Here is a 21,570-nt window from a genome sequence, read left to right on the forward strand (position 1 = left end):
AACATGGACAGCCGTTTCGCCGTATTCTTTTTCATCATGGGCGGGCTCGACGGCTACCTGAACGAATGTCCGACTGATTGCTTCGGTGAAAGTACGGCGCCAGAGCGCTGGCATCTGCAATATGGTGAGACCTATTTTCAGGAAGAGATCACCGGAGACGAGTTTTATCTCAGCTACGATCTGCCGCACTATATAAGTGCGGTGCAGCCAACAATCGGGGCAAGCGTCACCGATACTTCTGACATCTGGATCGGTGCAGGGGCGAAATGGTCAACTGAACGGATCAGCGATGGCCCAGTCTATCTGGAGCTTTCCCTGATGCCGGGGCTCTACCTGCAAGGCGACGGCGAAGACCTTGGTTTTCCGATGCAATTTCGTGGCTCTCTGTCCGCAGGTTATCATTTCGACAACGGCGCAAGCCTCTCTGTCGTCTTCGATCACCGATCCAACGCCAATACCAGCTCGCTCAATCCCGGTCTGGAGACACTTGGCCTCAGGCTGAGTTGGCAGACACAGTAATAAAAAGGGCGACCCGATAGGCCGCCCCTGATGCAAATTCTGTATGTACCAGCTTAACGCTTGGAGAACTGGAAGCTACGACGTGCTTTGCGCTTACCGTACTTCTTACGCTCAACCACGCGGCTGTCGCGTGTCAGGAAGCCGGCAGCCTTCAGCGCACCGCGCAAGGATGGATCGTAAAGCTGCAGTGCTTTGGAAACACCGTGCTTTACAGCGCCAGCCTGACCGGACAGACCACCGCCAGAGACAGTCGCCATCACGTCGAACTGATCGACAACGCCAGCAACCTGGAATGGCTGACGCAGGATCATCTGCAGCACTGGGCGGGCGAAATACTGGGTCATTTCCTTGCCGTTCACAGTGACCTTGCCGGAACCCGGCTTGATCCAGACGCGTGCGACGGCGTCCTTACGCTTGCCGGTCGCATAAGACCGACCAAGCTCGTCACGGACAGGCTCACGAGGAGCGGCAGTTTCGACAACAGCTTCGGCAGCGCCTTCGGCAACCTGACCGAGCTCTTCGAGCGAGTTGATTTGATCAGCCATTATGCGCTCCCCGGTGTGCCGGTCTTGTCGGCTTCGTGCTGCGTGCGTGTGTTTTTCTTGTTCATGGACTTCACGTCCAGAACTTCGGGCTTCTGGGCTTCCATGCCGTGCTCAGCACCTGCGAAGACGCGCAGATGCGTCATTTGCTTGCGGCTCAGCTTGCCGCCGGGCAGCATGCGCTGAACGGCCTTCATGACGACCCGCTCAGGATGTGCGCCCTCAAGAATTTCGGCTTTTGTCTTGGACTTGATGCCGCCTGGATGGCCAGTGTGCCAGTAGTAACGCTCTTCGCGCTTACGGCCTGTCAGCTGGACTTTGTCGGCGTTGATCACGATCACATTGTCGCCCATGTCCATGTGCGGTGTGAAAGATGGCTTATGCTTGCCGCGCAAGCGCATTGCGACGATCGACGCAAGACGGCCCAGAACAACGCCCTCGGCGTCGATCAGGATCCATTTCTTGTCGATATCCGCAGGAGTTGCGGTAAAGGTTTTCATATCTCACCAAAAGGTTAAGGTGGCATCGCGCCACGGGGTCATTCGATTGCGGCGTTATAAACGCGCGCAGGCCGTAGTCAATCGCTCTTTGTGCGATAAAATTTCGCTTTCTCAATACCTTATAAAATAGGTATCAATTTACCCCAAGAAAAATCACTCAATTCAGCCGCCAGAACCGCTAGGCCTGCGCCGGCGGGATTGCATAGGTCATATTCGCACGCGCCACCGCACCCGCCTGCCCTTCGCTCAGGATCAATGCATCGCAGATCGCCAGACGCTTCCCGATCTTCAAGACGCGTACCTCGCAAAGCAAATCGACACCGGCCAGAGGTTTGCGCAGGAAATCCATGGCACAGCTTGTCGTGACCGTCAGCGCCTGTGGTCCAATACGCGCGAGGATAGAAAGATAGATCGCCACGTCAGCCAGCATGAACATCGCTGGCCCTGAAACGGTCCCACCGGGCCGCAAATGGTTGTCATCAACGCAAAGCCGGACCCGCAACCCGTCCTCTAGGATCGCCTCAACCAGCAGACTGTCGCGGACCTGCGGAAATTCCTCCTTTAAAAAGTGGTTCAGGGCTGGGACATCCATTTGCAGTTTCATGCAGGTTTCACTTCTACTAGGGTGCGATCGACGTGTGGCAGAAAATGACAAAGAGGCCAGAATGACAATCCTGCATCGTGATGACGCTGATCATATCGCAACGCTGACGATGGATGCGCCGGAACGGCTTAACGCGCTGTCACACGCCATGCTCGCCGCTTTGCAGGCAAACCTCGATGCGATCAAAGATGATGCCTCGGTCAGGGCGGTTATCTTGCGCGGGACAGGCAAGGCCTTTTGCGCCGGCCATGATCTGAAAGAAATGCAGTCAGGCCGGCAGTCCGAAGATGCAGGGGCCGCCTACTTCGCTGATCTGTTTGATCGCTGTGCCACGATGATGCAGACGATCCAGTCAATTCCCCAACCGGTGATCGCGCAGGTTCATGGGATCGCCACCGCCGCAGGGTGCCAGCTTGTTGCCACCTGTGATCTGGCCATCGCAGACGACACCACCCGCTTTGGCGTCAATGGCGTGAACATTGGCCTTTTCTGTTCAACACCGATGGTTGCGCTGACACGCAATATCCACCGCAAGGCAGCCTTCGAGATGCTGACCACCGGCAAATTTCTGACCGCCTCAGAGGCGGCCGATCTGGGACTGATCAACCGTGCTGTGCCTGCTGACGCTCTGGCCGATGAGACACGCGCCTTGGCCGCAACGATCGCAGGCAAGCTTCCAGCCGCCGTCAAGACAGGCAAATCGGCGTTTTACGAGCAGGCCGCGATGACCACGGCTGAGGCCTACGCCTATACCGGTGACGTGATGGTCCAGAATATGCTGCGCGATGACACCAACGAAGGGATCAGCGCCTTTCTCGACAAGCGAAAGCCGAACTGGGACTGACTTTCGTCATTATCGGCCCCCAAATATCCCCGCCGGAGGCTCCGGCGGTTACAGCTGGTAAATCCGCCCGAATTTCTCTTCCAGATACTGCAAGAGCGGCTCTTCGCTTGGCAGGCTGCCAGTCGCATGGGCGATGGTATCCATAGGCGTGCGCAGTCCGCCAAATTGCTGCACGTTCTCGCGCAACCAGCCCGTCGCCCGCGAGGTGTCGCCCCGCGCAAGATCGTCGTCGAGACCGCTCAGCTCTGCCCGCATCGCGCTATTGAGGCAGCCTGCATAGACGTTGCCAAGGCTGTAGGTCGGGAAATACCCGAACAGTCCCTCAGACCAGTGAACATCCTGCAAGACGCCATTTGACGGCTTATCGACGGCATATCCGAAATCTGACTTGAACCGGTCATTCCAGGCCGCCTCAAGATCACGCACCAGCAAATCACCGGAGATCAGCGCACGCTCAAGATCGAACCGCAGCATGATATGCAGATTATACTGCACCTCATCGGCCTCGGTTCTGATGAACCCGTCACTGACGCGGTTGACGGTGGCGTAAAACGCATCTGCATCCGCGATGCCGAAGTCACCGAAAGTGTCCTTCATGCGCTCAAAGAGCCACCCTGTAAACGCACGTCCCCGCCCCAGCTGGTTTTCATAGATGCGGCTTTGGCTTTCATGCACGCCCATGGACACACCGCTGCCCAGTGGTGTCAGCAAATGCGCCCGATCGATTCCCTGTTCGTAGGCTGCATGACCGACTTCGTGGATCGTCGAATAGAAGCAGTTGAAAGGATCTGTCAGACTGGTGCGTGTCGTGATCCGCACATCCAGCCCTGAACCGGAGCTGAAGGGATGCACAGCCTTGTCGATACGCCCATGCGCGGTGTCATAGCCGAAGGCCCTGGCAAGTTCCTCTGACAGACGCAACTGGCCGTCTTCGTCGAATGTGCCCGACAATGCAGAGGGCGCGGGTTTTTCGAGGATGGCCTGTCGCAGCGCCACCAGACGCGGACGCATTCTGTCAAAAATGGCAGCAATTCCTGCCCCAGACGCCTCGGGTTCGTAGTCATCCAGAAGTGCATCATATGGATCGGCATCACCGGCCACGGCTTGCGCTTCGGCGATGCGCAAGGCCACAACTTCCTCCAGCAGCGGCAAGAAGGCTGCGACATCCTCATCCGCGCGGGCTTGCGCCCAGACACGGTGTGCCAATGATGTTGTCTTGGCCAGTGCCGCGGCGAGGTCTGCGGGCACTTTGGAATTACGCTCAAAGCTGCGCCTGATGTGGCGCAGATTGGCTGCGGCGACCGGATCTTTTGCCTCGGCCACAGCCAGCCATTCGCCAACACGCGGGTCGATATGCCGTGCATGCAGCACTTTGGCCATGGCAGCATGTTCTTCTGCACGCTGCGGCGTTGCACCTTCTGGCATCATCGTTTCCTGATCCCAGCCCAAACGGCCAGCCACCTCGCCAAGCGCCTGAGTTTCGCGCGCGAAACTCAGCAATTCGGTATATGCGTCCATATCTAGCCCCTGACAGATTGTGAAAGCGGGTATTGCGCGAGGAACCGCGCCCGCAGGATCAAGGCCCAGAGTATGACCGCGCCAAGCTGGTGCACGATGGCAATCTGCCAAGGTGCCGAATAGATCACCGTCACGATGCCAAGCACCATTTGCAGCAACATCACCGCCATCATGGCATTGAAGGCATAACGCGTCTGACCATTGGCCGATTGCCGTGCCCGCCACCAGACGAACAGACCGAAAAGGAACAATCCGTAGCCTGCCATCCGGTGCATGAATTGCACCAGCCCTGCATCTTCAAAGAAATTGCGCCACATAGGCTGCAAATCGAAAGGTTGCGGCGGCAAGAACCCTCCGGCCATCAACGGCCAGTCCGGGAACGCACGTCCGGCATCAATCCCGGCGACAAGCGCGCCCAAGATGATCTGCAGAAATGCAAAACCGACAAGCACGCTGCCAAGGCGCATCAGCCGCGGGTCCGAGCCGCGTCTGGCCTGCATCAGATCAGCCTGACTTCGCCCCAGCAGATACACATACCAGGCAATAAACCCGAAGATCACGAAGGCAAGTCCAAGGTGTGTCGCAAGCCGGTAGGAGGCCACGTCGAGCATCCCTTCCTCAAGACCTGAGGAGACCATCCACCAGCCAATCGCCCCCTGCACACCTCCCAGGGCACCGATAAACAGAAGCCTGCCTGTCCAACCGGTCGGCATCTTGCGGGTGGCAAGAAAAAAGACAAATCCGGCCGCCCAGACCAGACCGATAAAACGGCCAAGCTGGCGATGCCCCCATTCCCACCAATAGATCACCTTGAATTCCGACATGCTCATGCCGCGGTTCTGAAGCTGGTATTCGGGGATCGCGCGGTATTTGTCGAATTCGTCCTGCCACGCAGCCTCTGACATCGGTGGCAATGCCCCGGTCACAGGTTTCCATTCAGTGATCGACAGCCCGCTGTCTGTCAGGCGGGTCAGGCCACCAACGACGATCATCACCACCACAAGGCCAAACAGAACCATCAACCATCCGCGGATCAGCGCGCGTGCGCCCTGCCCGCCTTTGTCGATGCCGCCAGGAGCGGCTGTTTGTTTGGGGGTGTCGCCAACGTCTTCAAAAATCGAACGTTTCGTCGCCATTGTGGTCTCCGGTTGATCTTTGTGCGCAACCTAGGTCCGGTCAGGGATGCATACAAGCGTCAGTCTGCCGCAAGAAGGCGGGATTAGCCACGCTCTTTCCAGCGGACCATCTGGCGCATGATCCCATGCAACATCTGCACATCAGCGCGTGTCAGCGGCATACGTGACCACAGGTTGCGCAGGTTCATTTTCATGTTCTCGGCCTTGGCTTCAGGATAAAAGAAGCCAGCGTCAGCCAACCGGCCTTCGTAATGGTCGGCCAGTTTTTCAATCTCGATGTTTTCAGCCCAATCCTCGACCGCATCAACGCGCTCAGGCGGTGTCGGGATTGTCTCGCGCTGCCATTCATATCCTGTCAGCAAGACACATTGCGCCAGATTGAGTGACGGAAATGCCGGATTAACCGGCACCGAGATGATGGCATTGGCCCGTGCGATATCTACGTTTTCCATGCCAGAGCGCTCAGGACCGAACATCACGGCGACTTTCTGGCCTTCGGAAATGCGGCGGCGCGCATCCTGCATGGCAGCCTCCGGCGTCAGGACAAGCTTGGTTAGCCCACGCGGTCGCGCTGTCGTGGCATAAACGTAATCACAATCGGCAATCGCTTCCGGTGTATCGTCAAAAAGCTGGGCTTCGTCCAAGAGACGCCCCGCCCCGCTGGCCATGGCGACAGCCTTCTGGTTGGGCCAGCCATCACGCGGGTCCACAATGCGCATCCGGTCAAGCCCGAAATTCCACATCCCCCGTGCAGCCGCGCCGATATTCTCGCCCATTTGCGGGCGGATCAGAACAAAGGCCGGTTGGGGATCAGGGCTTGGCATGAGGTCCTCTCAGATAAGGTCGGCAGGTCATACTCCCGCGATCAAATCAAGGCAAGTCGGCCCATCATTGCCCCATAGCCAAGCTTGCGTTTCCCCGCTAAAAGCGGCGGACCAAAGACAAATTCAGGACCGCTCATCATGTCGGACGCGCAGGATCACCCACAGATTTATCTGATCAGCCCCCCGGACTTTGATCTTCTGACGTTCCCGGACCAATTGGCAGCCTGCCTTGACAGCACCGAGGTCGGCTGCGTCCGTCTTGCCCTTGCCACCAAGGACGAAAGCCGCATTGCAAAGGCAGCCGATGCCTTGCGCGAGGTCACTCACGAGCGCGACGTGGCCCTGGTCATCGAAAGCCACATGATGATGGTTCAGCGCCTCGGGCTTGACGGGGTGCATCTGACAGATGGCGCGCGCAGCGTGCGTAAAACCCGCAAAGAGCTTGGTGATGACGCCATTGTCGGCAGTTTCTGCACCAATTCCCGCCATGACGGTATGACCGCTGGCGAACTGGGTGCTGACTACGTCAGTTTCGGCCCTGTCGGTCAGACGCCGCTCGGCGACGGACGTCAGGCAGAGGCGGAGCTTTTTGAATGGTGGTCCATGATGATCGAAGTGCCGGTGGTGGCTGAAGGCGCACTTGATGCCGATCTGATCCGCAAACTTGCACCGCACACCGATTTTTTCGGCATTGGCGAGGAAATCTGGTCGCAGGACACACCTGCCAAAGCCTTGACGGCGCTACGCGCTGCGATGCTCGGCTAGTCCGCTCCGCACTTTTGCTTCCATTGCTTTTGCCAGTTGCTTGCGGTCGGCATAGTCGGCGACACGCACTGGCGCGTGGTAGATAACCGTGACGGCGCCCTGCTTGCGCGCGGCGAGCGTCGTCAGAAGGTGCGGCCCAAAAGCCATGTCCCCCCACCAGCCGTAGAAACGGGCGTCTTCGCCATCTGGCGCGTGGTATTGCACCGTGACCGGCTGTATCTGCAAATTCTCCCGCAGTTGGGGGTCGAAGAACGCCGCGAAAAGCGTTGGTTTGAATGGCAAAACCTGCAATCCATCGGTCGAAGTGCCTTCGGGAAAGAACAAAAGCTTGTGACCTGCGGCCAGTCTTTCGCGAAAGACCGCAATCTGCGCCCCGACATCGCGGCGGTCGCGCTTAATAAAGACCGTTCCGGTGGCCCGCGCCAGCCAACCGATGCCAGGCCAGCCTGCGACTTCTGATTTTGACACGAAATAGATGCGCTTGCGCGCGTTCAATGCAAAAATATCAAGCCAGGACGCATGATTTGCCACGACAGCCCCCGGCCCCGACATGGGCTGACCGATGCTTTTGAAGGTGATCCCGAGCAACACAAAGGCATTCCGACAGACAAACTGGGTGATGAAGGGTGTCACGGGGCGGCGCGCGCCGTTGAGTGGTCGTTCGATCAGACGCACCAAAAGCAGAATGACCAGACCGCCAAAGACGAGCACGATCAGCGGGATCGCGCGGGCTATGGCCCGCAGGTATCCCGCGGTCGTGAGTTTCTGATGTTGGGGTTCCGGCTCACCGTACCATGTGTCGGTCATCGTTGGCCCCGCCCTGCGTAGAGCGTCTTTTGCAGGCCACGGATGGCCGATTTTTCCAGGATCAGGCAGACGTCGATTGTATTGAATGCGTGATCGACAAATGCCCCGTTCCCGACGGTTCCGCCCAAGCGCAGGTAGCCTTTGATCAACGCCGGAAGCTGCTTGACCGCTTGAAGCCGGTCAAACGCATCAGGTGTCACCTGCGACAGAGGTATCGCCGTCGCACCTTTGGCGCTGACACGTAGGTGCGCGGGCGCAAGGTGCCGGTCATGCAGGAGGCTCAGACCTTGCGCGCAAGTTTCAAGGTTGGTGCCGTGGAATGATGCAACGCCAAACATCACATCAATTTCGTGGCGTTCGACATAGTCGCCAAGCGCCGTCCACAGGTGCGTCATCCCCAGCCCGCCGCGATACGCAGGATGCAGACATGACCGGCCAAGCTCTAGCAGCTTGTGATCGCTTTCAAGCAGCGGGGTCAGATCATACTCGTCAGCGCAATAAAACTGGCCCGCTGCCGATGCATGATCTTGCGTCATCAATCGGTAAACGCCGACCACCTGATCACCTTGTGGTCGTGCCTCATCAATCAAAAGCAGATGATCCGCGAAGCGGTCAAAACGATCTTTCTCCAGCCGGTTGCCGTGATCGACGTAGGGTCCACTGCCACCCAATTCCGTGACAAAAACATCGTAGCGCAGGCGCTGTGCCGCTTTGATGTCGTCCGGCGTGCGCGCAAGCCTGACGACCAGTTGTGATGCCTCACCGTGATATGCATCATCATGTGCCACGCCTGCGACCGCCTTCGTTAAGACTTCTGAAACCAATTCAGCGTTCTTCTAGCGAGAGTTTTCATTGCAGCAAACACAATACTACCATAGGTTGTATCAGAGATAGACGATCTCAAGCATCACAGCGGAGCCATCAATGACCACCTTGCCTTCTTCACGAAAATTCACGGTGATCTTGCCGCTGATATTCGACTGGACCTGTCCGACGCCCCACTCGGGTTTTGTCGGGTTGCGCACCAGCATCCCCGGTTCCAGCAATGCATTGAGTTCTTGCATCTCTTTTTCCTCTGACCGCCGCGCGTCCTATGCAGCCTGATCTCGCTACACTTGTCGGTTCGCGGATCTGCCACGACCTTATCAGTCCAATTGGGGCGATCAGCAACGGTGTCGAGCTTTTGGGGCTTATGGACGGTGCCGCAAGCGCGGAAATGGACCTGATCCGCCAAAGCGTCGAAAGTGCCGCGGCGCGCATCAAATTCTTTCGTATATGCTATGGGGCAACAAAGAGCCAACAAAGCATCAGCCAAGCCGAGATCGAGACAATCCTGAGGGCTGTGTCTGGCGGTGGCAGGCTGGACTATCACTGGCAGGCCCAAGGCGACCAGCCCCGCGACCTGATGCGGTGCATCTTTCTGATTCTGCAGGCGATCGAGACAGCCTTGCCGCTTGGCGGCAGCATCAGGATCACAGAAACCGACGGAGACTGGCAGCTTATGGCGACAGGCGAACGGTTGAGCGTCGATGAAAACCTTTGGCGGACGATCAGTGACCGCAGCCCGCTCTTTGGTCACAACGCAGCACAGGTACAGTTTGCCCTGCTCAACCCCCTGTTGGTGCGTGCGGAACGTCAACTGTCATGGGAACAGCACGGTGAGGTGCTGACGGTACGCCTTTAAGGGCGCACCGTGCCATCGCCGGTGACAAGGTATTTGAAACTCGTGAGTTGCACGGCCCCGACCGGGCCGCGTGCATGGAGTTTGCCGGTCGCGATGCCAATCTCTGCGCCCATCCCGAATTCGCCGCCATCGGCAAACTGGGTCGATGCGTTTCGCATCAGGATGGCACTGTCGAGATACTGAAAGAAATGCGCAGCAGTGGCGTCATTCTCCGTGATGATCGCATCGGTGTGGTTTGATCCGTACTGCCGGATATGGGCAACAGCTTCCTTGACGCCATCGACCATTTTTGCCGCAATGATCATATCGAGAAATTCCTTGCCGAAATCGTCATCCGAGGCAGCAACGGTTCCGTCAGTCTCACCCAGACGGCCAGCCGCCCGTACCTCAACCCCGGCATCAATAAGGTCCCGCGTCAGGATATCGCCGTGCTTGTCGAAAAAGCCTTTATCGACAAGCACAGTTTCGGCGGACCCGCAAATCCCTGTCCGCCGCGTCTTGGCGTTCAACAGGACACGGCGCGCCTTTTCCAGATCGGCGTCAGCATCGACATAGACGTGACAAATCCCTTCCAGATGCGCAAAGACAGGCACACGCGCCTCGCGCTGGACCAATCCAACCAGCCCCTTGCCACCGCGCGGAATAATCACGTCAACATGGTCTGTCGCCTGCAACAGCGCAGAGACCGCCGCACGGTCACGGGTCGGGATCAACTGGATTGCATCGGCTGGCAGCCCCGCTGACGTCAGGCCTTCGACGAGGCACTCATGGATCGCGGTGCTGGAGTGAAAACTCTCAGAGCCACCGCGCAGGATCACGGCATTGCCGGACTTCAGACAAAGCGCGCCTGCATCGGCGGTGACATTCGGACGGCTTTCGTAGATCACGCCAACAACACCGATCGGAGTGCGCACGCGCTGGATATGCAGCCCGCTTGGCTGCGTCCATTCTTCCACAACGGCGCCGACCGGATCATCCTGTCCAGCCACGGCCCGAAGGCCATCGACGATGCCCTGAATACGCTCTTCGTTCAGCATGAGGCGATCCATCATCGCCGGTGAGAGGCCCTTGCCAGCACCAAAGGCCATGTCTTTCTTGTTGGCCGCAATGATGTCTGCACGGTTGGACCAAACAGCATCGGCACCGGCATTGATGGCTTTGGCTTTGACTGCTGCCGGGGCGGTGGCAAGCTCTGTCGCGGCGGCACGGGCGTTTGCGCCGATCTGTGCCATCATCGGTCCGATTGCATCGTGATCATTCATCACTTCATCCTTTGTCAAAGCACCATGTCATCGCGGTGGATCAAAGCCGCACGGCCTTCATAGCCGAGGATCGTGGCAATGTCAGCGGACTGCTGTCCCATGATCTGCCGCGCCTCGGCGCTAGTGTATCTTGTCAGGCCCTGTCCCAACTGCGCCCCAGTGGGATCTGTGATCGCAACGACCTCCCCGCGGCCGAATGTTCCGCTGATCCCTGTCACACCGGCAGGCAGGAGGCTCTTGCCTTGTCCAAGCGCGCGGGCGGCACCGGCATCGACGACGATCCCGCCTTTCGGCTTCATTGCGGCAATCCAGCGCTTCCGTGCCGCTTGCGGGTCAATCTGGGCGGCAAACCATGTGGCTCTTGCCCCCTCTTCAAGGCGCTTCAAGGGATGGTTTTCGCTGCCGTGTGTAATGGCCATGGCACAGCCGCCTTCGGTCGCCATCCGCGCAGCCATCACTTTGGTGATCATCCCGCCCTTGGAGAGGCCCGAACCTGCGTCACCGGCCATGCCTTCAATCTCCGGTGTGATCTTTTCGATCAATGGCAGATGCTGTGCAGCGGGATTTAGCTTGGGGTTCGCGGTGTAAAGCCCGTCCACGTCAGAAAGCAGCACCAACTGATCCGCACCGATAGTGACAGCGACCTGTGCTGCAAGCCGGTCATTGTCGCCATAGCGGATTTCATCGGTCGCGACGGTGTCGTTTTCATTGACGATGGGCGTCACACCGAGGCTCAGCATCGTCTCCATCGTAGCGCGGCTATTGAGATAGCGGCGGCGGTCGTGGGAATCCTCAAGCGTGACCAGCACCTGTCCGGCTATGATGCCGTGGGGGCGCAAGGCTTCTTCATAGGCGCGGGCCAAACGGATCTGGCCGACGGCAGCAGCAGCCTGAGACTGTTCCAGCGGCAGCGCGGCGCGCGGTAACCCAAGGATACCCCGCCCCAAGGCAATCGACCCCGATGAGACAAGAATAACGTCAGTGCCGCGCTTGCGAATACGGGCGACGTCTGCGGCAAGCGAGATCAGCCAGTCTTCGCGCAATGCGCCGGTTTCGCTGTCCACCAAAAGCGCCGAGCCGATCTTGACCACCAGACGCTTGGCATCGCTCAGGGTTGCCATGGCGTGTCCTCGCCATCGGCCTCCTCTGCGGCTTTGCGGTGCCGTAGGCGGTCTTCATCAATCTTTTCACGCAAAGCGCGCAACACCTCAGGGATGCCTTCACGGCTGACACCTGACATCTGCATCACAGGCCCCTCGGCGACGGCTGCAATCTCTTCGGTCAGGAAAGCACGTTCTTCGGCGTCCAGCGTATCGATCTTGTTCAGAACCGTGATCCGCGGTTTTTCGGCCAGATCACCACCATAGGCTTCAATCTCGCCGATAATTTTTGTCAGGTCACCTGCGGGATCGCCGGACGTGCCGTCGATGAGATGCAACAGGACCGCGCAGCGTTCCACATGGCCGAGGAACATATCGCCAAGGCCTTTGCCTTCGCTTGCCCCCTCGATAAGGCCGGGAATGTCAGCGACGACAAATTCGACGTCATCAATGCCGACAACACCCAGGTTTGGGACCAGTGTCGTAAACGGGTAATCGGCCACCTTTGGCCGCGCATTTGATGTGGCCGCCAGAAACGTGGATTTTCCCGCGTTCGGCATTCCCAACAGGCCCACGTCAGCGATCAGCTTCAGGCGGAGCCAAATTGTCCGCTCGATAGCTTCCTGACCGGGGTTCGCGCGGCGGGGTGCCTGATTGGTAGCGGTCTTGAAGCGCAGGTTACCCCAGCCACCGTTGCCCCCTTTGGCAATGACGATCCGTTGCCCGACCTCAGTCAGGTCTGCAATGACGGTTTCTTCATCTTCGTCGAGGATTTCGGTGCCAACCGGCACACGCAGGATTTTGTCTTCGCCATCCTTGCCTGTGCGCTGGCTGCCCATGCCGTGCTGGCCGTTGCCTGCGTAAAAGTGCTGCTGATAGCGGAAGTCGATGAGCGTGTTCAGACTGTCCACCGCCTCGACGATCACATCGCCGCCCCGCCCACCGTCACCGCCGTCAGGCCCACCGTATTCGATGAACTTCTCGCGCCGGAACGAGATACAGCCCGCGCCACCAGCGCCTGAGCGGATATAGACCTTTGCAAGATCGAGGAATTTCATTGGTCTGGCTTTCTTAAAGCGGGTTGTGGTGGCGATAAACTACTGTGACTGGCTTCTCAAGCGGTCCCAGTCAGCACGCTCCAGCCGCTGATTGAAAACCAGTGTCGGTCGCCCACGGGCTTTCGCGTGGATATAGCGGGTTTGCCAATGCCGAAACCCCAGTTTTTGCAAAACACGGTATGACGCCTGATTGTCAAACCATGTCGATCCGGTCAGATGCGAACGATCGGTTGTGGCAAAGGCATGAGCAACGGCATCACGCGCAGCCTTTGAGATAATGCCGCGCCCGTGGTGCCGCGGATCAAGGACATACCCCATATCACCGTTTGTGACGCCGACAGTTCCGATCAGACGGTCATTCAGCGCAATCCCCCAGACAAAGCCATCACCCTCATAGGGTCTACACCGTGACCGCGCAAAATCAGGATCGGCCGGCCACGGCCAGCCACCCAATTGGCGCACGACATCCCAATCGGTCATCATTTCGTGCAACGCATCAAAATCGTCGTCGCGGATATCGCGATATGTCAGGCTAGTCATCGGGCAATGCCGCCCATCTATCGCGGGTCAGTAGCATCTGCTGCGCATCGACGTCTCTGCCTTGCGCAACAGAGTGCTGCCGGGCGATTCCCGTCGGCACGAAGCCCAATTTTTCCAATACCTTGCGGGAGCCTTCGTTACCCAAGAAGTAGCACGTCTCTTGGTCCTCCGCCTCACCCTCTAGAAAGTGATAGTCGATCACGGCTTTGGCGGCTTCGGTCGCATAGCCTTGGCCCCAAGCATCTTCCGCCAACCAATATCCGAGGCCATCGTCCAGTCCGATCGTGCCTACAAAGCGGTCTCGCGCCCAAATGTGCCAGACGGTGAAATTGCCCTGAACGCATTGGTCGATAAACCACTCAGCATTTGCCAATGCATAGGGATGGGGCACGACTGCCAACCAGCGGCTGACGTTGAAGTTGTTGATCGCCTCGGTCACAACTGCCGCATCCTGTGGGCGTGGCGCACGCAGGATCAACCTGTCAGTCGTCAGTGTGGGAACCGTTACCCGGTCATTTTGCGTGTGTAAGTCCATGTTGGCACCGTCGCATTGCGCGAGACGGAAAACGCCTCGGCATCGCCCAAATAATCAAATTCGCAGTTTGTCAGCACACGGGCCGAGCCCGGGTTGTCCTGAAAGACTTCTGCAAAGATACGATCGGACTGATGCGGGTTGGCGGCAATCAGGGCGCGCAGTGCCTCTGTCGCGAAACCGGTGTTCCAGAAGGCTGGCGCAATCCAGTAGAGCACCTCTGACTGGTGGCGGTCCATCTTCTCAAGACTGATCAAGCCAAGGGCTTCTGCATGGCCGTGGCCTGATCCGTCGATCACCCAGATATCCTCGGTGCGGTCGGGCTGACTTGCGCGGTCGATCATGGCTTCAACAGCACCTGGGGGCAGAGGATGCGGCAATGCGCGGGTGCCGCGGGCCACGCGGTCATCATTGGCATACATGCTGATCAGACCCGCATCGGATTTACGGCAAGGGCGAAGCACGAACCGTGCAGCCTCAATCGTGTCCTGGATCGTGATATCTTCGTGCCGCATTGCTTCCCTCCTCGAAAACAATTTCGGTGCCACCCTCACGCCTCATATGGGGCGGAACCGTGAAAAAATAAGGGGACCGGTTGTCACCGATCCCCCCAAATGCGTTACCTGAGATTTTCGGCTTATTCAGCGGCCTCCGCCACCGGGAGAACCGAAATAAAGGTACGGCCCTTGAGGCCCTTGTGGAATTTCACAGCGCCATCGACAGTTGCAAAAATCGTGTGATCTTTGCCCATGCCAACGCCGGTGCCTGGCCACATCTTTGTGCCACGCTGACGCATGATGATGTTGCCGGGAACCACGGCTTCGCCGCCGAATTTCTTGACGCCAAGACGACGACCAGCTGAGTCGCGTCCGTTACGGGATGAACCGCCTGCTTTTTTATGTGCCATTGGTGTCTCTCCTTAGCCTTTTGCCAGCTCAGCCGCTTGGGCGATCCAGCCTTCACGTTCGATGCGGCCTTTGAACGACAGTTTTTCGTCCATCGCAGCAACATCTTCTTCTGTCCAAGCTGCAATCTGGGCGAAAGTTGTTACGCCAGCGTCATGCAGTTTCTTTTCAAGTGCCGGGCCGACGCCTGACAGCTTTTTCAGGTCATCGCCACCTTCAGCGGCTTTTGTCTTCTTTGGTGCCTTCGCCTTTGTCTCGGCTGGCTTTTCGTTGGCTTCGCCTTCGGCGACGCGGCGATCCATTTCACGCTGCTCTGTCTTGTTGTCGGCGTAACGACCGTCGGAGACGACATGTGCCAGACCGGCGCCGGAAACAGCCGCCATAACACCAGACTTGTCCGCACCCTTTTCAAGAATGTCAGAAATGCGCACCAGTGTCAGTTGCTGGCGGTGACCCTTCTTACGCTGCGAGCCGTGCTTACGACGACGCTTGACGAAGTTAATTGTCTTTTCGCCTTTGATCTGGTCGATCACTTCGGCCTGGACGCCAGCGCCCTCAACCAAAGGTGTCCCCACAGTGGAGCCGACCATCAGAATCTCGTTGAACTGGACTTTGTCGCCAGCATTTGCTGCCAGCTTTTCGACACGCAGAACGTCGCCAGCTGCGACTTTATACTGCTTGCCGCCGGTTTTCAGAACCGCAAACATATTGTTTTCCTTCAGTTTCCGCGTCTCTGAGGCCCCGGTTTCATCCGGCGTTTGGTACCTGTGGACAGCGCGCCCGTGGGCGAATTTAAGCTTATACCCCTGCGAGTGCTATGCAGAGATGGCGGCTTATGTGACCATCGGCCTGACAAGTCAAGCAAAAATAAGAGCAAATCATCATGTTGAGGCATCTCAGTTTTCTCGTCGCACTTAGCGCCTGCACGACCCAAGCCCCGCTGCAGAATATTGCATTCTTCGGTGGCACAGCGGAAGGCGGCACCCCCGCCCATCAGACGGCAAGCAACGGCGGCACGCTAGAGGTCTTTGTCAAAACAAACCATCCAACGCTGGTCTCGCAAATCGCCGCCGGTGGCGGCACTGAGCTGATGGCTGCGATGGACCTCGCTCTAATCCCAGAAAGCGACAGGGCCGCCAGATTGATCCAACTTCAATCCGATTTGGCACTCTACAGAGCGGCACCGGGCGCATTGGTCACAGCGCTTCGCCTTTACGGGCGCTAGAGACCTGCAAGAATGCTATCGCGGCGCGCGACGAGATCCCAGAACGCCTTGGAACGAACAACGTCGTCGGCCAGATCGTCAGGCACGCCGCGCGCTCTGATCCGCGCGTCCAGTGCTGTGGGAAAGCCTGACATCATAGGCGGTGGGCTGACCATGGGTGTAATATCAACCGCTGCTTCGCTTGCATTAGCGGGGCAGCCACGCGTCAGACCGGATGATGCGGTCCGACCTTGCGCTTGTAGTGCATCGCGGGCAGCGAAGTAGATTGCACATTCTTGAAACGTCAGCTCGATCTGTCTGGGATCATCAGCCGCGAGGTTTAAACCCTCATCAACCGGTGACATCGGGCTGCAGGCAGCAAGGACAATTGGTGCGAAAACCAGAGCACGCAACAGTTTCAAATCTCTCTCCTGTTCATGGTTGCAAGAAAGAAATGTTCCTCAGGCGCTAAAGTTCCTGACTGATCATGAAACGTGACGAGGCCAGACCAAGCGCCCGCGAAATATCCTCGAACATCCCGTCAAAGGCCTGAAAGAGAGCATCGTTCAAATCCTGACCGGCATCGGTTTCCGAAAACGCCAGATACGCGGACAGGTCTTCATCCGAGAGCGGTTCGTAGGCCATCAACAAGAACGAATAGACCCATTCGGTCGTATTGTTGCGGATATCCGCCTCCTGCGCCCAAACATCCTGCAAGGCGGTCTCTGCTGTGATGCCCTGAGGCATGACTCCGCCGTCGATCAAGCCAAGGTAGAAGGCATAGCTTGAGTTCAACGCGCCAACGACATTCGATTCAATCAGGTCGTTGGTCTCGACAAACTCCTGAATGGCCAGAAAACGCGGGGTTTCATCGGCCATCTGTAAGGCGGCGGCTTCTTTGCTCGCCTCTTCGACAGCCTCATCCAGCAAGGCGCGTCGTGCCGAAACCTCTAGTGCGATGATTTGCTCGCCGCGCGCGGACGTGAAGAAATCAAGCATCTGATCCACATCATCCCCAACGAGGGCTTGTGCGAATGCCACCCGCACTTCTTCGTCCATGATCTGCGGATCATAGATTGCATTCACCGCTGTTTGCCAATCTGCGCCGCCACCGTCGGGTAACATCTCTGCCCCGAGCTCTGCGCCGTAGGCCACGCCCTCTTCGCGCATGATGTCGATGATCTCCGGCATCCCCAATGCCTCGTAAAGCGCGTCGATCTGTGCCTGATCAGCGGTCTGCGCCAAAAGAGGCTGCGCAAACAGGGTGACAGAGAGGCTGGCGGCAAAGGCAGTGCGGATCATGATTATTCCTCTGTGAAATCTCACAAGGAAAGGTAGGTCTCTGATGTGAGCAATCCAAGTCTTGCCCACGCAATTGTCAGCCGGCTGCATTTGGGTCTTGCGTCGGTCTGGTTGGCAAAGTAACTCCCCACAGACCCCCGCGGAGAGGTGCCGGAGTGGTCGAACGGGGCGGTCTCGAAAACCGTTGTGGGTGCAAGCCCACCCAGGGTTCGAATCCCTGTCTCTCCGCCATTATCCCGCAAGGTAAAGGTACAGGCGCTGCGGCCGGATGTGTCGGCGGACACGTGCCCTACCCCACACCCTGTGCCGTCATAGCATCAGCAACCTTCCTGAAACCTGCGATGTTTGCACCCTTGGCGTAATCTACCGTGCCGTCGCGTGTTCCTTCGGTGACGCAGGCATCATGGATGCGCGACATGATCGCCTTGAGCGCCTTGTCGATTTCTTCTGCTTCATCGGAAAGTCGCTTGCGGTTTTGTGTGATCTCCAGACCTGAAACAGCAACACCACCCGCATTTGCCGCCTTGCCGGGCGCAAAGAGAACATCTGCCTTGGCAAAAACGTCTTTCGCCTTTGCTGTTGTCGGCATGTTTGCACCCTCAATGACGGCTTTCACACCGTTCTCGACCAGCTTTTTCGCATCGTCTTCCAGCAGTTCGTTCTGCGTCGCACACGGGGCCGCGATATCGACAGGCACTGACCATGGCGTTTCGCCTTCGGTCCAGCTGCCGCCAAATTCATCCACATAGGGCGCAAGCGTTGTCCCACTTTGCGCCTTATGTTCGCGCACCCAAGCGATCTTTGCAGGTGTCAGCCCGTCTTCGTCGTAGATAAATCCACTGCTGTCAGACAGGGTCACAACCTTTGCCCCCATTTCAGCGGCCTTTTCGGCAGCATAGGTCGCGACATTTCCAGCACCTGAGATTGCGATTGTCTTGCCCTCAATATCTGCATCATGGGCTTTCAGCATCTCTTGCAGAAAGTACATCACGCCATAGCCTGTCGCTTCAGTCCGCATCGCGCTGCCACCGTAGGATTCTTCCTTTCCGGTGATCACGCCTTCGAACTGTCCCGAAATGCGACGGTAGCTCCCAAAAAGGTAACCGATCTCGCGCGGGCCAACGTTGATGTCACCAGCCGGTACATCCACAGCCGCCCCGATGTGGCGGTGCAGCTCTTGCATGAATGCAGCGCAGAACCGCATGATTTCCGCGTCAGAGCGACCTGAGGGGTCAAAGTCCGAACCGCCCTTACCACCGCCCATCGGTAGCCCGGTGAGCGCGTTCTTGAAGGTCTGCTCAAACGCGAGGAATTTCAGAACGGACGGATTGACCGTAGGGTGAAACCGTAACCCACCCTTGTAAGGCCCAATGGCACCGTTGAACTGCACGCGGTAGCCGCGGTTCACTTCCACCTGACCTGAATCGTTCTGCCATGCGACCTGAAACGAAATCATCCGTTCCGGCTCGATCATCCGCTTGAAGATATTCGCATCCTTATAGGCCTGCGATTGGTCGATAATCGGTTTGATATCTTCCATCACCTCAATCACGGCCTGATGGAATTCAGGTTCGTGCGGAGCGTGTTGTTCAAGAAAGGCGGTGAGGCTGTCGTGGTCTGCGTCGAGAGAAAAGCTCATGCGACGTCACTAAGCTTTGCATTGTCACCCAGGTTCGGCCCGCCTTCAGAGAAATAGGCGCGTCCCATCTCAAGAGCTAGTGAGATATAGCCCTTTTGGTTATCCCAGAATTCCGCCTGAACAGGTGTCACCTTGACAATAGCGACGTCAGCCTTTTCGGGGTCATTTCCGAAAAACACTTCGGCATATGGCCCCCAGAGTTCTGCGATAAGCGCCTGATCGCGGCTTACCTCGCCATAACCGGACACAGAGGCAAACAGCATTTTTCCGGTATCAGCGAATGAAAGGGCAATGTCCTCATCCGCGTCCAGTTCAAAGACTTTTGCGCTGTCGCTGTCGGTCATAAACTGGATTGTCCGCGCCTCAGTGTCGATGTAGGGCGCCATTGGTCGCGAGCGGATCACGTCGCCGTCCTTGGTTGTCACCATACAGACACCGATCTTTGCGATGATGTCCCAGAAGTGTTGCTTGTCGTCTGCCATATTCCATCTCTTTTTGCTTTCGCGTTCCTGACTGAACGTGTTTGGGTCAACCAAGTTCCGTCAGAAGGCTAGAACGTCTCGTCAATTGAACCGAGGCGGCGCGTCAGTTCCATGTTCTCGCGGTAGTCAATCGGGATCACCACCATTGCCGGGCCTTTGTGGGCAAGCGCGTTGCGTAGGCACTCTTTCAGGTCAGACGCATTCTGACACGCCTGATGATGCCAGCCCATTGACTGACAAAGTGCTGCCCAATCAGGATTGTTAAACGACAGATCCGTATGTGAGCCGAAATCCTGCTCCTGTTTCCAAGCGATCAGACCGTAAGCCTTGTCCTCCCAGACCAGTACAGTGATATCGGACCCCAGCCGCGACGCTGTCTCCATCTCCTGGACGTTCATCATGATGTCGCCGTCGCCGACAATTGCCATGATCTGCGCATCAGGGTGGGCTTGCTTTGCAGCGATCGCCCCGGGCAGTGGCAATCCCATCGAACAAAAACCATTCGAGATCAGGCAGGTGTTCGGCTCATGCGCCTGAAAATGTCTTGCCACCCACATCTTATGCGCGCCAACGCCAGAGAGCAGGATATCATTGGCCTCAAGCACATCGCGTACATCCGCGATTGCCTTTTGCGGTCTGATAGAGCCTTCGGTCTGATCGTCTGTATGTGCCGCAAATTCGTCTTGCATCGTCTTGCGCAATTTTGCCTGCGCGGCAAAGTCGTAATCGGGCGCGCCGTCACGCGCGACGAGGGCGTTCAGCGTGGCGAGCCCGTGCGCAATGTCACCGACCACTTCGATTGTGGGCTGATAGAATTTATCACTTTCCGCCGGATCGAAGTCGAGGTGGATGATCTCCTTTTCACATTCGGCGTTCCATTTTGCAGGGCCGTACTCGACCGGATCGTAGCCAATCGTCACGATCACATCGGCTGCATTGATGGCAAGCTGTGGAAAGTCGCGCTGCCCCATGCCGACCGTGAAAAGGCATCTGGGATCATCAAGATCGAGCGCGCCTTTGGCCATGAAGGTCATCAGCGCGCCGATCCCTGTCTTGGCACAGAACGCGCGCAATTCGCGGCTGGCGCGGGCCCTGATTGCGCCGTTGCCAGCGATGATCAGCGGCGATTTGGCTGTTTTGAGCCTGTCCCAGACCTCTTCAATGATGCGGGTGTCGGGAACCGGACGATAAAGCCGGGTGGCATTCAGCGGTGTCTCTTCTGTCTCCATGGCCGCAACATCTTCAGCCAGTTCGATGTGACAGGCCCCGGGTTTTTCGGCCACGGCGAGTTTAATGGCCTTGTGCACGATTTCGGGGATGTTGTCGGGGTGATTGACGGCACAGCTCCATTTTGTGACAGGGCGATACATCTCCACGACGTTCATCACCTGATGGCTTTCCTTGTGCTGGCGTGTGAGCGCCCCCTGCCCCGTGATGACAAGAACCGGCGCGTTATCCATGTCGGCATCTGCCACACCGGTGATCAGGTTTGTGGCACCCGGCCCCAACGTGCCAAGGCAAACCCCGATCTTACCTGTCAGACGGCCATAGACGCCCGCCATGAAGGCTGCGCCCTGTTCATGCCGCGTCAAAATGAACTCGATCGAAGAATTTTCGAGCGACTGCATGAAGTCGGCATTTTCCTCACCTGGCACACCATAGATGCGCTCAACGCCCTCAGCCTCGAGACAACGCACAAAGAGATCCGATGCCTTCATGCCGACACCACCACGGCAGGTTCAATTTCAGTCGTCCGCATCTTTCAATCCTCTTCTTCAACTTGAAAAGGCAGCTAGCCTGATC

27 protein-coding genes and 1 tRNA gene are annotated in these 21,570 nt (G+C 57.6%); 6 read left to right on the plus strand and 22 right to left on the minus strand.

The window, feature by feature from the left end; translation table 11 throughout:
• The first annotated feature begins 3 nt into the window (after positions 1-3).
• The gene (locus BM316_RS06245) at positions 4-519 is read left to right on the plus strand and encodes an acyloxyacyl hydrolase (RefSeq protein ID WP_090205353.1); all 516 of its coding nucleotides are present in this window, start codon (positions 4-6) and stop codon (positions 517-519) included.
• Between the two features lie 53 nt (positions 520-572).
• Here the strand turns inward: BM316_RS06245 and rpsI are convergent, their stop codons facing one another.
• The 3 genes from rpsI to BM316_RS06260 form a co-directional block, all read right to left on the minus strand.
• A complete protein-coding gene (rpsI, locus tag BM316_RS06250; RefSeq protein ID WP_090205356.1) occupies positions 573-1,064 on the minus strand; it encodes a 30S ribosomal protein S9 in 492 nt (163 codons plus the stop codon).
• Positions 1,064-1,561, minus strand: a complete 498-nt coding sequence (rplM, locus tag BM316_RS06255; protein ID WP_090205359.1) for a 50S ribosomal protein L13 — start codon at positions 1,559-1,561, stop codon at positions 1,064-1,066. The genes rpsI and rplM overlap by 1 nt, the downstream gene beginning before the upstream one ends.
• 178 nt (positions 1,562-1,739) lie before the next feature.
• Positions 1,740-2,165, minus strand: coding sequence for a PaaI family thioesterase (locus tag BM316_RS06260; protein WP_090205361.1), 426 nt, complete (start codon positions 2,163-2,165; stop codon positions 1,740-1,742).
• Between BM316_RS06260 and BM316_RS06265 the strand changes: the two genes are divergently transcribed.
• Positions 2,164-3,009, plus strand: a complete 846-nt coding sequence (locus BM316_RS06265; protein ID WP_090205364.1) for an enoyl-CoA hydratase — start codon at positions 2,164-2,166, stop codon at positions 3,007-3,009. The two genes, BM316_RS06260 and BM316_RS06265, sit on opposite strands and share 2 nt — an antisense overlap.
• Before the next feature lie 48 nt (positions 3,010-3,057).
• Here BM316_RS06265 and BM316_RS06270 read toward each other — a convergent pair whose 3' ends face one another.
• The 3 genes from BM316_RS06270 to BM316_RS06280 form a co-directional block, all read right to left on the minus strand.
• Complete coding sequence (locus tag BM316_RS06270) at positions 3,058-4,527, minus strand: carboxypeptidase M32 (RefSeq protein ID WP_090205368.1); 1,470 nt, start codon at positions 4,525-4,527, stop codon at positions 3,058-3,060.
• Between the two features lie 2 nt (positions 4,528-4,529).
• A complete protein-coding gene (gene ctaA / locus BM316_RS06275) occupies positions 4,530-5,663 on the minus strand; it encodes a heme A synthase (protein ID WP_090205371.1) in 1,134 nt (377 codons plus the stop codon).
• 83 nt (positions 5,664-5,746) lie between these two features.
• Positions 5,747-6,487, minus strand: a complete 741-nt coding sequence (locus BM316_RS06280) for an RNA methyltransferase (RefSeq protein ID WP_090205373.1) — start codon at positions 6,485-6,487, stop codon at positions 5,747-5,749.
• A gap of 138 nt (positions 6,488-6,625) precedes the next feature.
• On the opposite strand from BM316_RS06280, the gene BM316_RS06285 reads away from it, so the two are divergent.
• Entirely contained in the window at positions 6,626-7,252 is a 627-nt protein-coding gene (locus BM316_RS06285) for a thiamine phosphate synthase (protein ID WP_090205376.1), read from the plus strand.
• On the opposite strand, the gene olsA is transcribed toward BM316_RS06285, so the two are convergent.
• The 3 genes from olsA to BM316_RS06300 all read right to left on the minus strand — a co-directional run bounded on the left by olsA (position 7,229) and on the right by BM316_RS06300 (position 9,123).
• Positions 7,229-8,059 carry a lyso-ornithine lipid O-acyltransferase gene (gene olsA / locus BM316_RS06290; RefSeq protein WP_090205379.1) on the minus strand — a complete coding sequence of 277 codons (831 nt, stop codon included), beginning with the start codon at positions 8,057-8,059 and terminating at the stop codon, positions 7,229-7,231. The two genes, BM316_RS06285 and olsA, sit on opposite strands and share 24 nt — an antisense overlap.
• Positions 8,056-8,847 (minus strand): L-ornithine N(alpha)-acyltransferase, encoded by a 792-nt coding sequence (gene olsB / locus BM316_RS06295; protein ID WP_242649783.1) that lies wholly within the window; start codon positions 8,845-8,847, stop codon positions 8,056-8,058. The genes olsA and olsB overlap by 4 nt, the downstream gene beginning before the upstream one ends.
• Positions 8,848-8,943: 96 nt before the next feature.
• Positions 8,944-9,123 carry a DUF3553 domain-containing protein gene (locus tag BM316_RS06300; RefSeq protein WP_090205381.1) on the minus strand — a complete coding sequence of 60 codons (180 nt, stop codon included), beginning with the start codon at positions 9,121-9,123 and terminating at the stop codon, positions 8,944-8,946.
• Between the two features lie 29 nt (positions 9,124-9,152).
• Between BM316_RS06300 and BM316_RS06305 the strand changes: the two genes are divergently transcribed.
• On the plus strand, positions 9,153-9,743 hold the full coding sequence (locus tag BM316_RS06305) for a histidine phosphotransferase family protein (RefSeq protein ID WP_090205384.1): 591 nt from the start codon (positions 9,153-9,155) through the stop codon (positions 9,741-9,743).
• Here BM316_RS06305 and BM316_RS06310 read toward each other — a convergent pair.
• The 8 genes from BM316_RS06310 to BM316_RS06345 form a co-directional block, all read right to left on the minus strand.
• Positions 9,740-11,005 carry a glutamate-5-semialdehyde dehydrogenase gene (locus tag BM316_RS06310; protein WP_090207638.1) on the minus strand — a complete coding sequence of 422 codons (1,266 nt, stop codon included), beginning with the start codon at positions 11,003-11,005 and terminating at the stop codon, positions 9,740-9,742. The two genes, BM316_RS06305 and BM316_RS06310, sit on opposite strands and share 4 nt — an antisense overlap.
• A 14-nt stretch (positions 11,006-11,019) precedes the next feature.
• Positions 11,020-12,126 carry a glutamate 5-kinase gene (gene proB, locus BM316_RS06315; protein WP_090205387.1) on the minus strand — a complete coding sequence of 369 codons (1,107 nt, stop codon included), beginning with the start codon at positions 12,124-12,126 and terminating at the stop codon, positions 11,020-11,022.
• The gene (gene obgE / locus BM316_RS06320) at positions 12,114-13,163 is read right to left on the minus strand and encodes a GTPase ObgE (protein ID WP_090205390.1); all 1,050 of its coding nucleotides are present in this window, start codon (positions 13,161-13,163) and stop codon (positions 12,114-12,116) included. Before obgE ends, proB begins: the two co-directional genes overlap by 13 nt.
• Before the next feature lie 39 nt (positions 13,164-13,202).
• On the minus strand, positions 13,203-13,703 hold the full coding sequence (locus tag BM316_RS06325) for a GNAT family N-acetyltransferase (RefSeq protein ID WP_090205393.1): 501 nt from the start codon (positions 13,701-13,703) through the stop codon (positions 13,203-13,205).
• Complete coding sequence (locus BM316_RS06330) at positions 13,696-14,238, minus strand: GNAT family N-acetyltransferase (protein WP_090205396.1); 543 nt, start codon at positions 14,236-14,238, stop codon at positions 13,696-13,698. Before BM316_RS06330 ends, BM316_RS06325 begins: the two co-directional genes overlap by 8 nt.
• Positions 14,208-14,750: a GNAT family N-acetyltransferase gene (locus BM316_RS06335; RefSeq protein ID WP_090205399.1), complete on the minus strand. Its 543-nt coding sequence runs from the start codon at positions 14,748-14,750 to the stop codon at positions 14,208-14,210. The genes BM316_RS06330 and BM316_RS06335 overlap by 31 nt, the downstream gene beginning before the upstream one ends.
• A 122-nt stretch (positions 14,751-14,872) precedes the next feature.
• Complete coding sequence (rpmA, locus tag BM316_RS06340; protein WP_090205401.1) at positions 14,873-15,142, minus strand: 50S ribosomal protein L27; 270 nt, start codon at positions 15,140-15,142, stop codon at positions 14,873-14,875.
• Positions 15,143-15,154: 12 nt separating this feature from the next.
• Positions 15,155-15,847, minus strand: a complete 693-nt coding sequence (locus BM316_RS06345; RefSeq protein ID WP_090205404.1) for a 50S ribosomal protein L21 — start codon at positions 15,845-15,847, stop codon at positions 15,155-15,157.
• 176 nt (positions 15,848-16,023) lie between these two features.
• On the opposite strand from BM316_RS06345, the gene BM316_RS06350 reads away from it, so the two are divergent.
• The gene (locus BM316_RS06350) at positions 16,024-16,365 is read left to right on the plus strand and encodes a hypothetical protein (protein ID WP_090205407.1); all 342 of its coding nucleotides are present in this window, start codon (positions 16,024-16,026) and stop codon (positions 16,363-16,365) included.
• On the opposite strand, the gene BM316_RS06355 is transcribed toward BM316_RS06350, so the two are convergent.
• Together BM316_RS06355 and BM316_RS06360 are read right to left on the minus strand one after the other, a co-directional pair.
• On the minus strand, positions 16,362-16,766 hold the full coding sequence (locus tag BM316_RS06355) for a hypothetical protein (RefSeq protein ID WP_090205410.1): 405 nt from the start codon (positions 16,764-16,766) through the stop codon (positions 16,362-16,364). The genes BM316_RS06350 and BM316_RS06355 overlap by 4 nt on opposite strands.
• A gap of 46 nt (positions 16,767-16,812) precedes the next feature.
• The gene (locus BM316_RS06360) at positions 16,813-17,646 is read right to left on the minus strand and encodes a DUF2059 domain-containing protein (protein ID WP_090205413.1); all 834 of its coding nucleotides are present in this window, start codon (positions 17,644-17,646) and stop codon (positions 16,813-16,815) included.
• 141 nt (positions 17,647-17,787) lie between these two features.
• Between BM316_RS06360 and BM316_RS06365 the strand changes: the two genes are divergently transcribed.
• Positions 17,788-17,877: transfer RNA gene (locus tag BM316_RS06365), tRNA-Ser, on the plus strand.
• Between the two features lie 58 nt (positions 17,878-17,935).
• Here BM316_RS06365 and gdhA read toward each other — a convergent pair.
• The 3 genes from gdhA to BM316_RS06380 all read right to left on the minus strand — a co-directional run bounded on the left by gdhA (position 17,936) and on the right by BM316_RS06380 (position 21,485).
• Positions 17,936-19,285, minus strand: coding sequence for an NADP-specific glutamate dehydrogenase (gene gdhA, locus BM316_RS06370; protein WP_090205416.1), 1,350 nt, complete (start codon positions 19,283-19,285; stop codon positions 17,936-17,938).
• Complete coding sequence (locus BM316_RS06375) at positions 19,282-19,767, minus strand: pyridoxamine 5'-phosphate oxidase family protein (protein ID WP_090207640.1); 486 nt, start codon at positions 19,765-19,767, stop codon at positions 19,282-19,284. Before BM316_RS06375 ends, gdhA begins: the two co-directional genes overlap by 4 nt.
• Before the next feature lie 68 nt (positions 19,768-19,835).
• On the minus strand, positions 19,836-21,485 hold the full coding sequence (locus tag BM316_RS06380; RefSeq protein WP_090205421.1) for an acetolactate synthase large subunit: 1,650 nt from the start codon (positions 21,483-21,485) through the stop codon (positions 19,836-19,838).
• Positions 21,486-21,570: the final 85 nt, after the last annotated feature.

It is taken from the genome of Yoonia litorea (assembly GCF_900114675.1).
Lineage (GTDB): Bacteria > Pseudomonadota > Alphaproteobacteria > Rhodobacterales > Rhodobacteraceae > Yoonia > Yoonia litorea.

Coding starts and splice junctions, on each gene's coding strand:
- BM316_RS06245 (WP_090205353.1), top strand. CDS start 4: ATGGACAGCCGTTTCGCCGTATTCTTTTTCATCATGGGCGGGCTCGAC.
- rpsI (WP_090205356.1), bottom strand. CDS start 1,064: ATGGCTGATCAAATCAACTCGCTCGAAGAGCTCGGTCAGGTTGCCGAA.
- rplM (WP_090205359.1), bottom strand. CDS start 1,561: ATGAAAACCTTTACCGCAACTCCTGCGGATATCGACAAGAAATGGATC.
- BM316_RS06265 (WP_090205364.1), top strand. CDS start 2,164: ATGCAGGTTTCACTTCTACTAGGGTGCGATCGACGTGTGGCAGAAAAT.
- BM316_RS06260 (WP_090205361.1), bottom strand. CDS start 2,165: ATGAAACTGCAAATGGATGTCCCAGCCCTGAACCACTTTTTAAAGGAG.
- BM316_RS06270 (WP_090205368.1), bottom strand. CDS start 4,527: ATGGACGCATATACCGAATTGCTGAGTTTCGCGCGCGAAACTCAGGCG.
- ctaA (WP_090205371.1), bottom strand. CDS start 5,663: ATGGCGACGAAACGTTCGATTTTTGAAGACGTTGGCGACACCCCCAAA.
- BM316_RS06280 (WP_090205373.1), bottom strand. CDS start 6,487: ATGCCAAGCCCTGATCCCCAACCGGCCTTTGTTCTGATCCGCCCGCAA.
- BM316_RS06285 (WP_090205376.1), top strand. CDS start 6,626: ATGTCGGACGCGCAGGATCACCCACAGATTTATCTGATCAGCCCCCCG.
- olsA (WP_090205379.1), bottom strand. CDS start 8,059: ATGACCGACACATGGTACGGTGAGCCGGAACCCCAACATCAGAAACTC.
- BM316_RS06300 (WP_090205381.1), bottom strand. CDS start 9,123: ATGCAAGAACTCAATGCATTGCTGGAACCGGGGATGCTGGTGCGCAAC.
- BM316_RS06305 (WP_090205384.1), top strand. CDS start 9,153: ATGCAGCCTGATCTCGCTACACTTGTCGGTTCGCGGATCTGCCACGAC.
- BM316_RS06310 (WP_090207638.1), bottom strand. CDS start 11,005: ATGAATGATCACGATGCAATCGGACCGATGATGGCACAGATCGGCGCA.
- proB (WP_090205387.1), bottom strand. CDS start 12,126: ATGGCAACCCTGAGCGATGCCAAGCGTCTGGTGGTCAAGATCGGCTCG.
- obgE (WP_090205390.1), bottom strand. CDS start 13,163: ATGAAATTCCTCGATCTTGCAAAGGTCTATATCCGCTCAGGCGCTGGT.
- BM316_RS06325 (WP_090205393.1), bottom strand. CDS start 13,703: ATGACTAGCCTGACATATCGCGATATCCGCGACGACGATTTTGATGCG.
- BM316_RS06330 (WP_090205396.1), bottom strand. CDS start 14,238: ATGGACTTACACACGCAAAATGACCGGGTAACGGTTCCCACACTGACG.
- BM316_RS06335 (WP_090205399.1), bottom strand. CDS start 14,750: ATGCGGCACGAAGATATCACGATCCAGGACACGATTGAGGCTGCACGG.
- rpmA (WP_090205401.1), bottom strand. CDS start 15,142: ATGGCACATAAAAAAGCAGGCGGTTCATCCCGTAACGGACGCGACTCA.
- BM316_RS06345 (WP_090205404.1), bottom strand. CDS start 15,847: ATGTTTGCGGTTCTGAAAACCGGCGGCAAGCAGTATAAAGTCGCAGCT.
- BM316_RS06350 (WP_090205407.1), top strand. CDS start 16,024: ATGTTGAGGCATCTCAGTTTTCTCGTCGCACTTAGCGCCTGCACGACC.
- BM316_RS06360 (WP_090205413.1), bottom strand. CDS start 17,646: ATGATCCGCACTGCCTTTGCCGCCAGCCTCTCTGTCACCCTGTTTGCG.
- gdhA (WP_090205416.1), bottom strand. CDS start 19,285: ATGAGCTTTTCTCTCGACGCAGACCACGACAGCCTCACCGCCTTTCTT.
- BM316_RS06375 (WP_090207640.1), bottom strand. CDS start 19,767: ATGGCAGACGACAAGCAACACTTCTGGGACATCATCGCAAAGATCGGT.
- BM316_RS06380 (WP_090205421.1), bottom strand. CDS start 21,485: ATGAAGGCATCGGATCTCTTTGTGCGTTGTCTCGAGGCTGAGGGCGTT.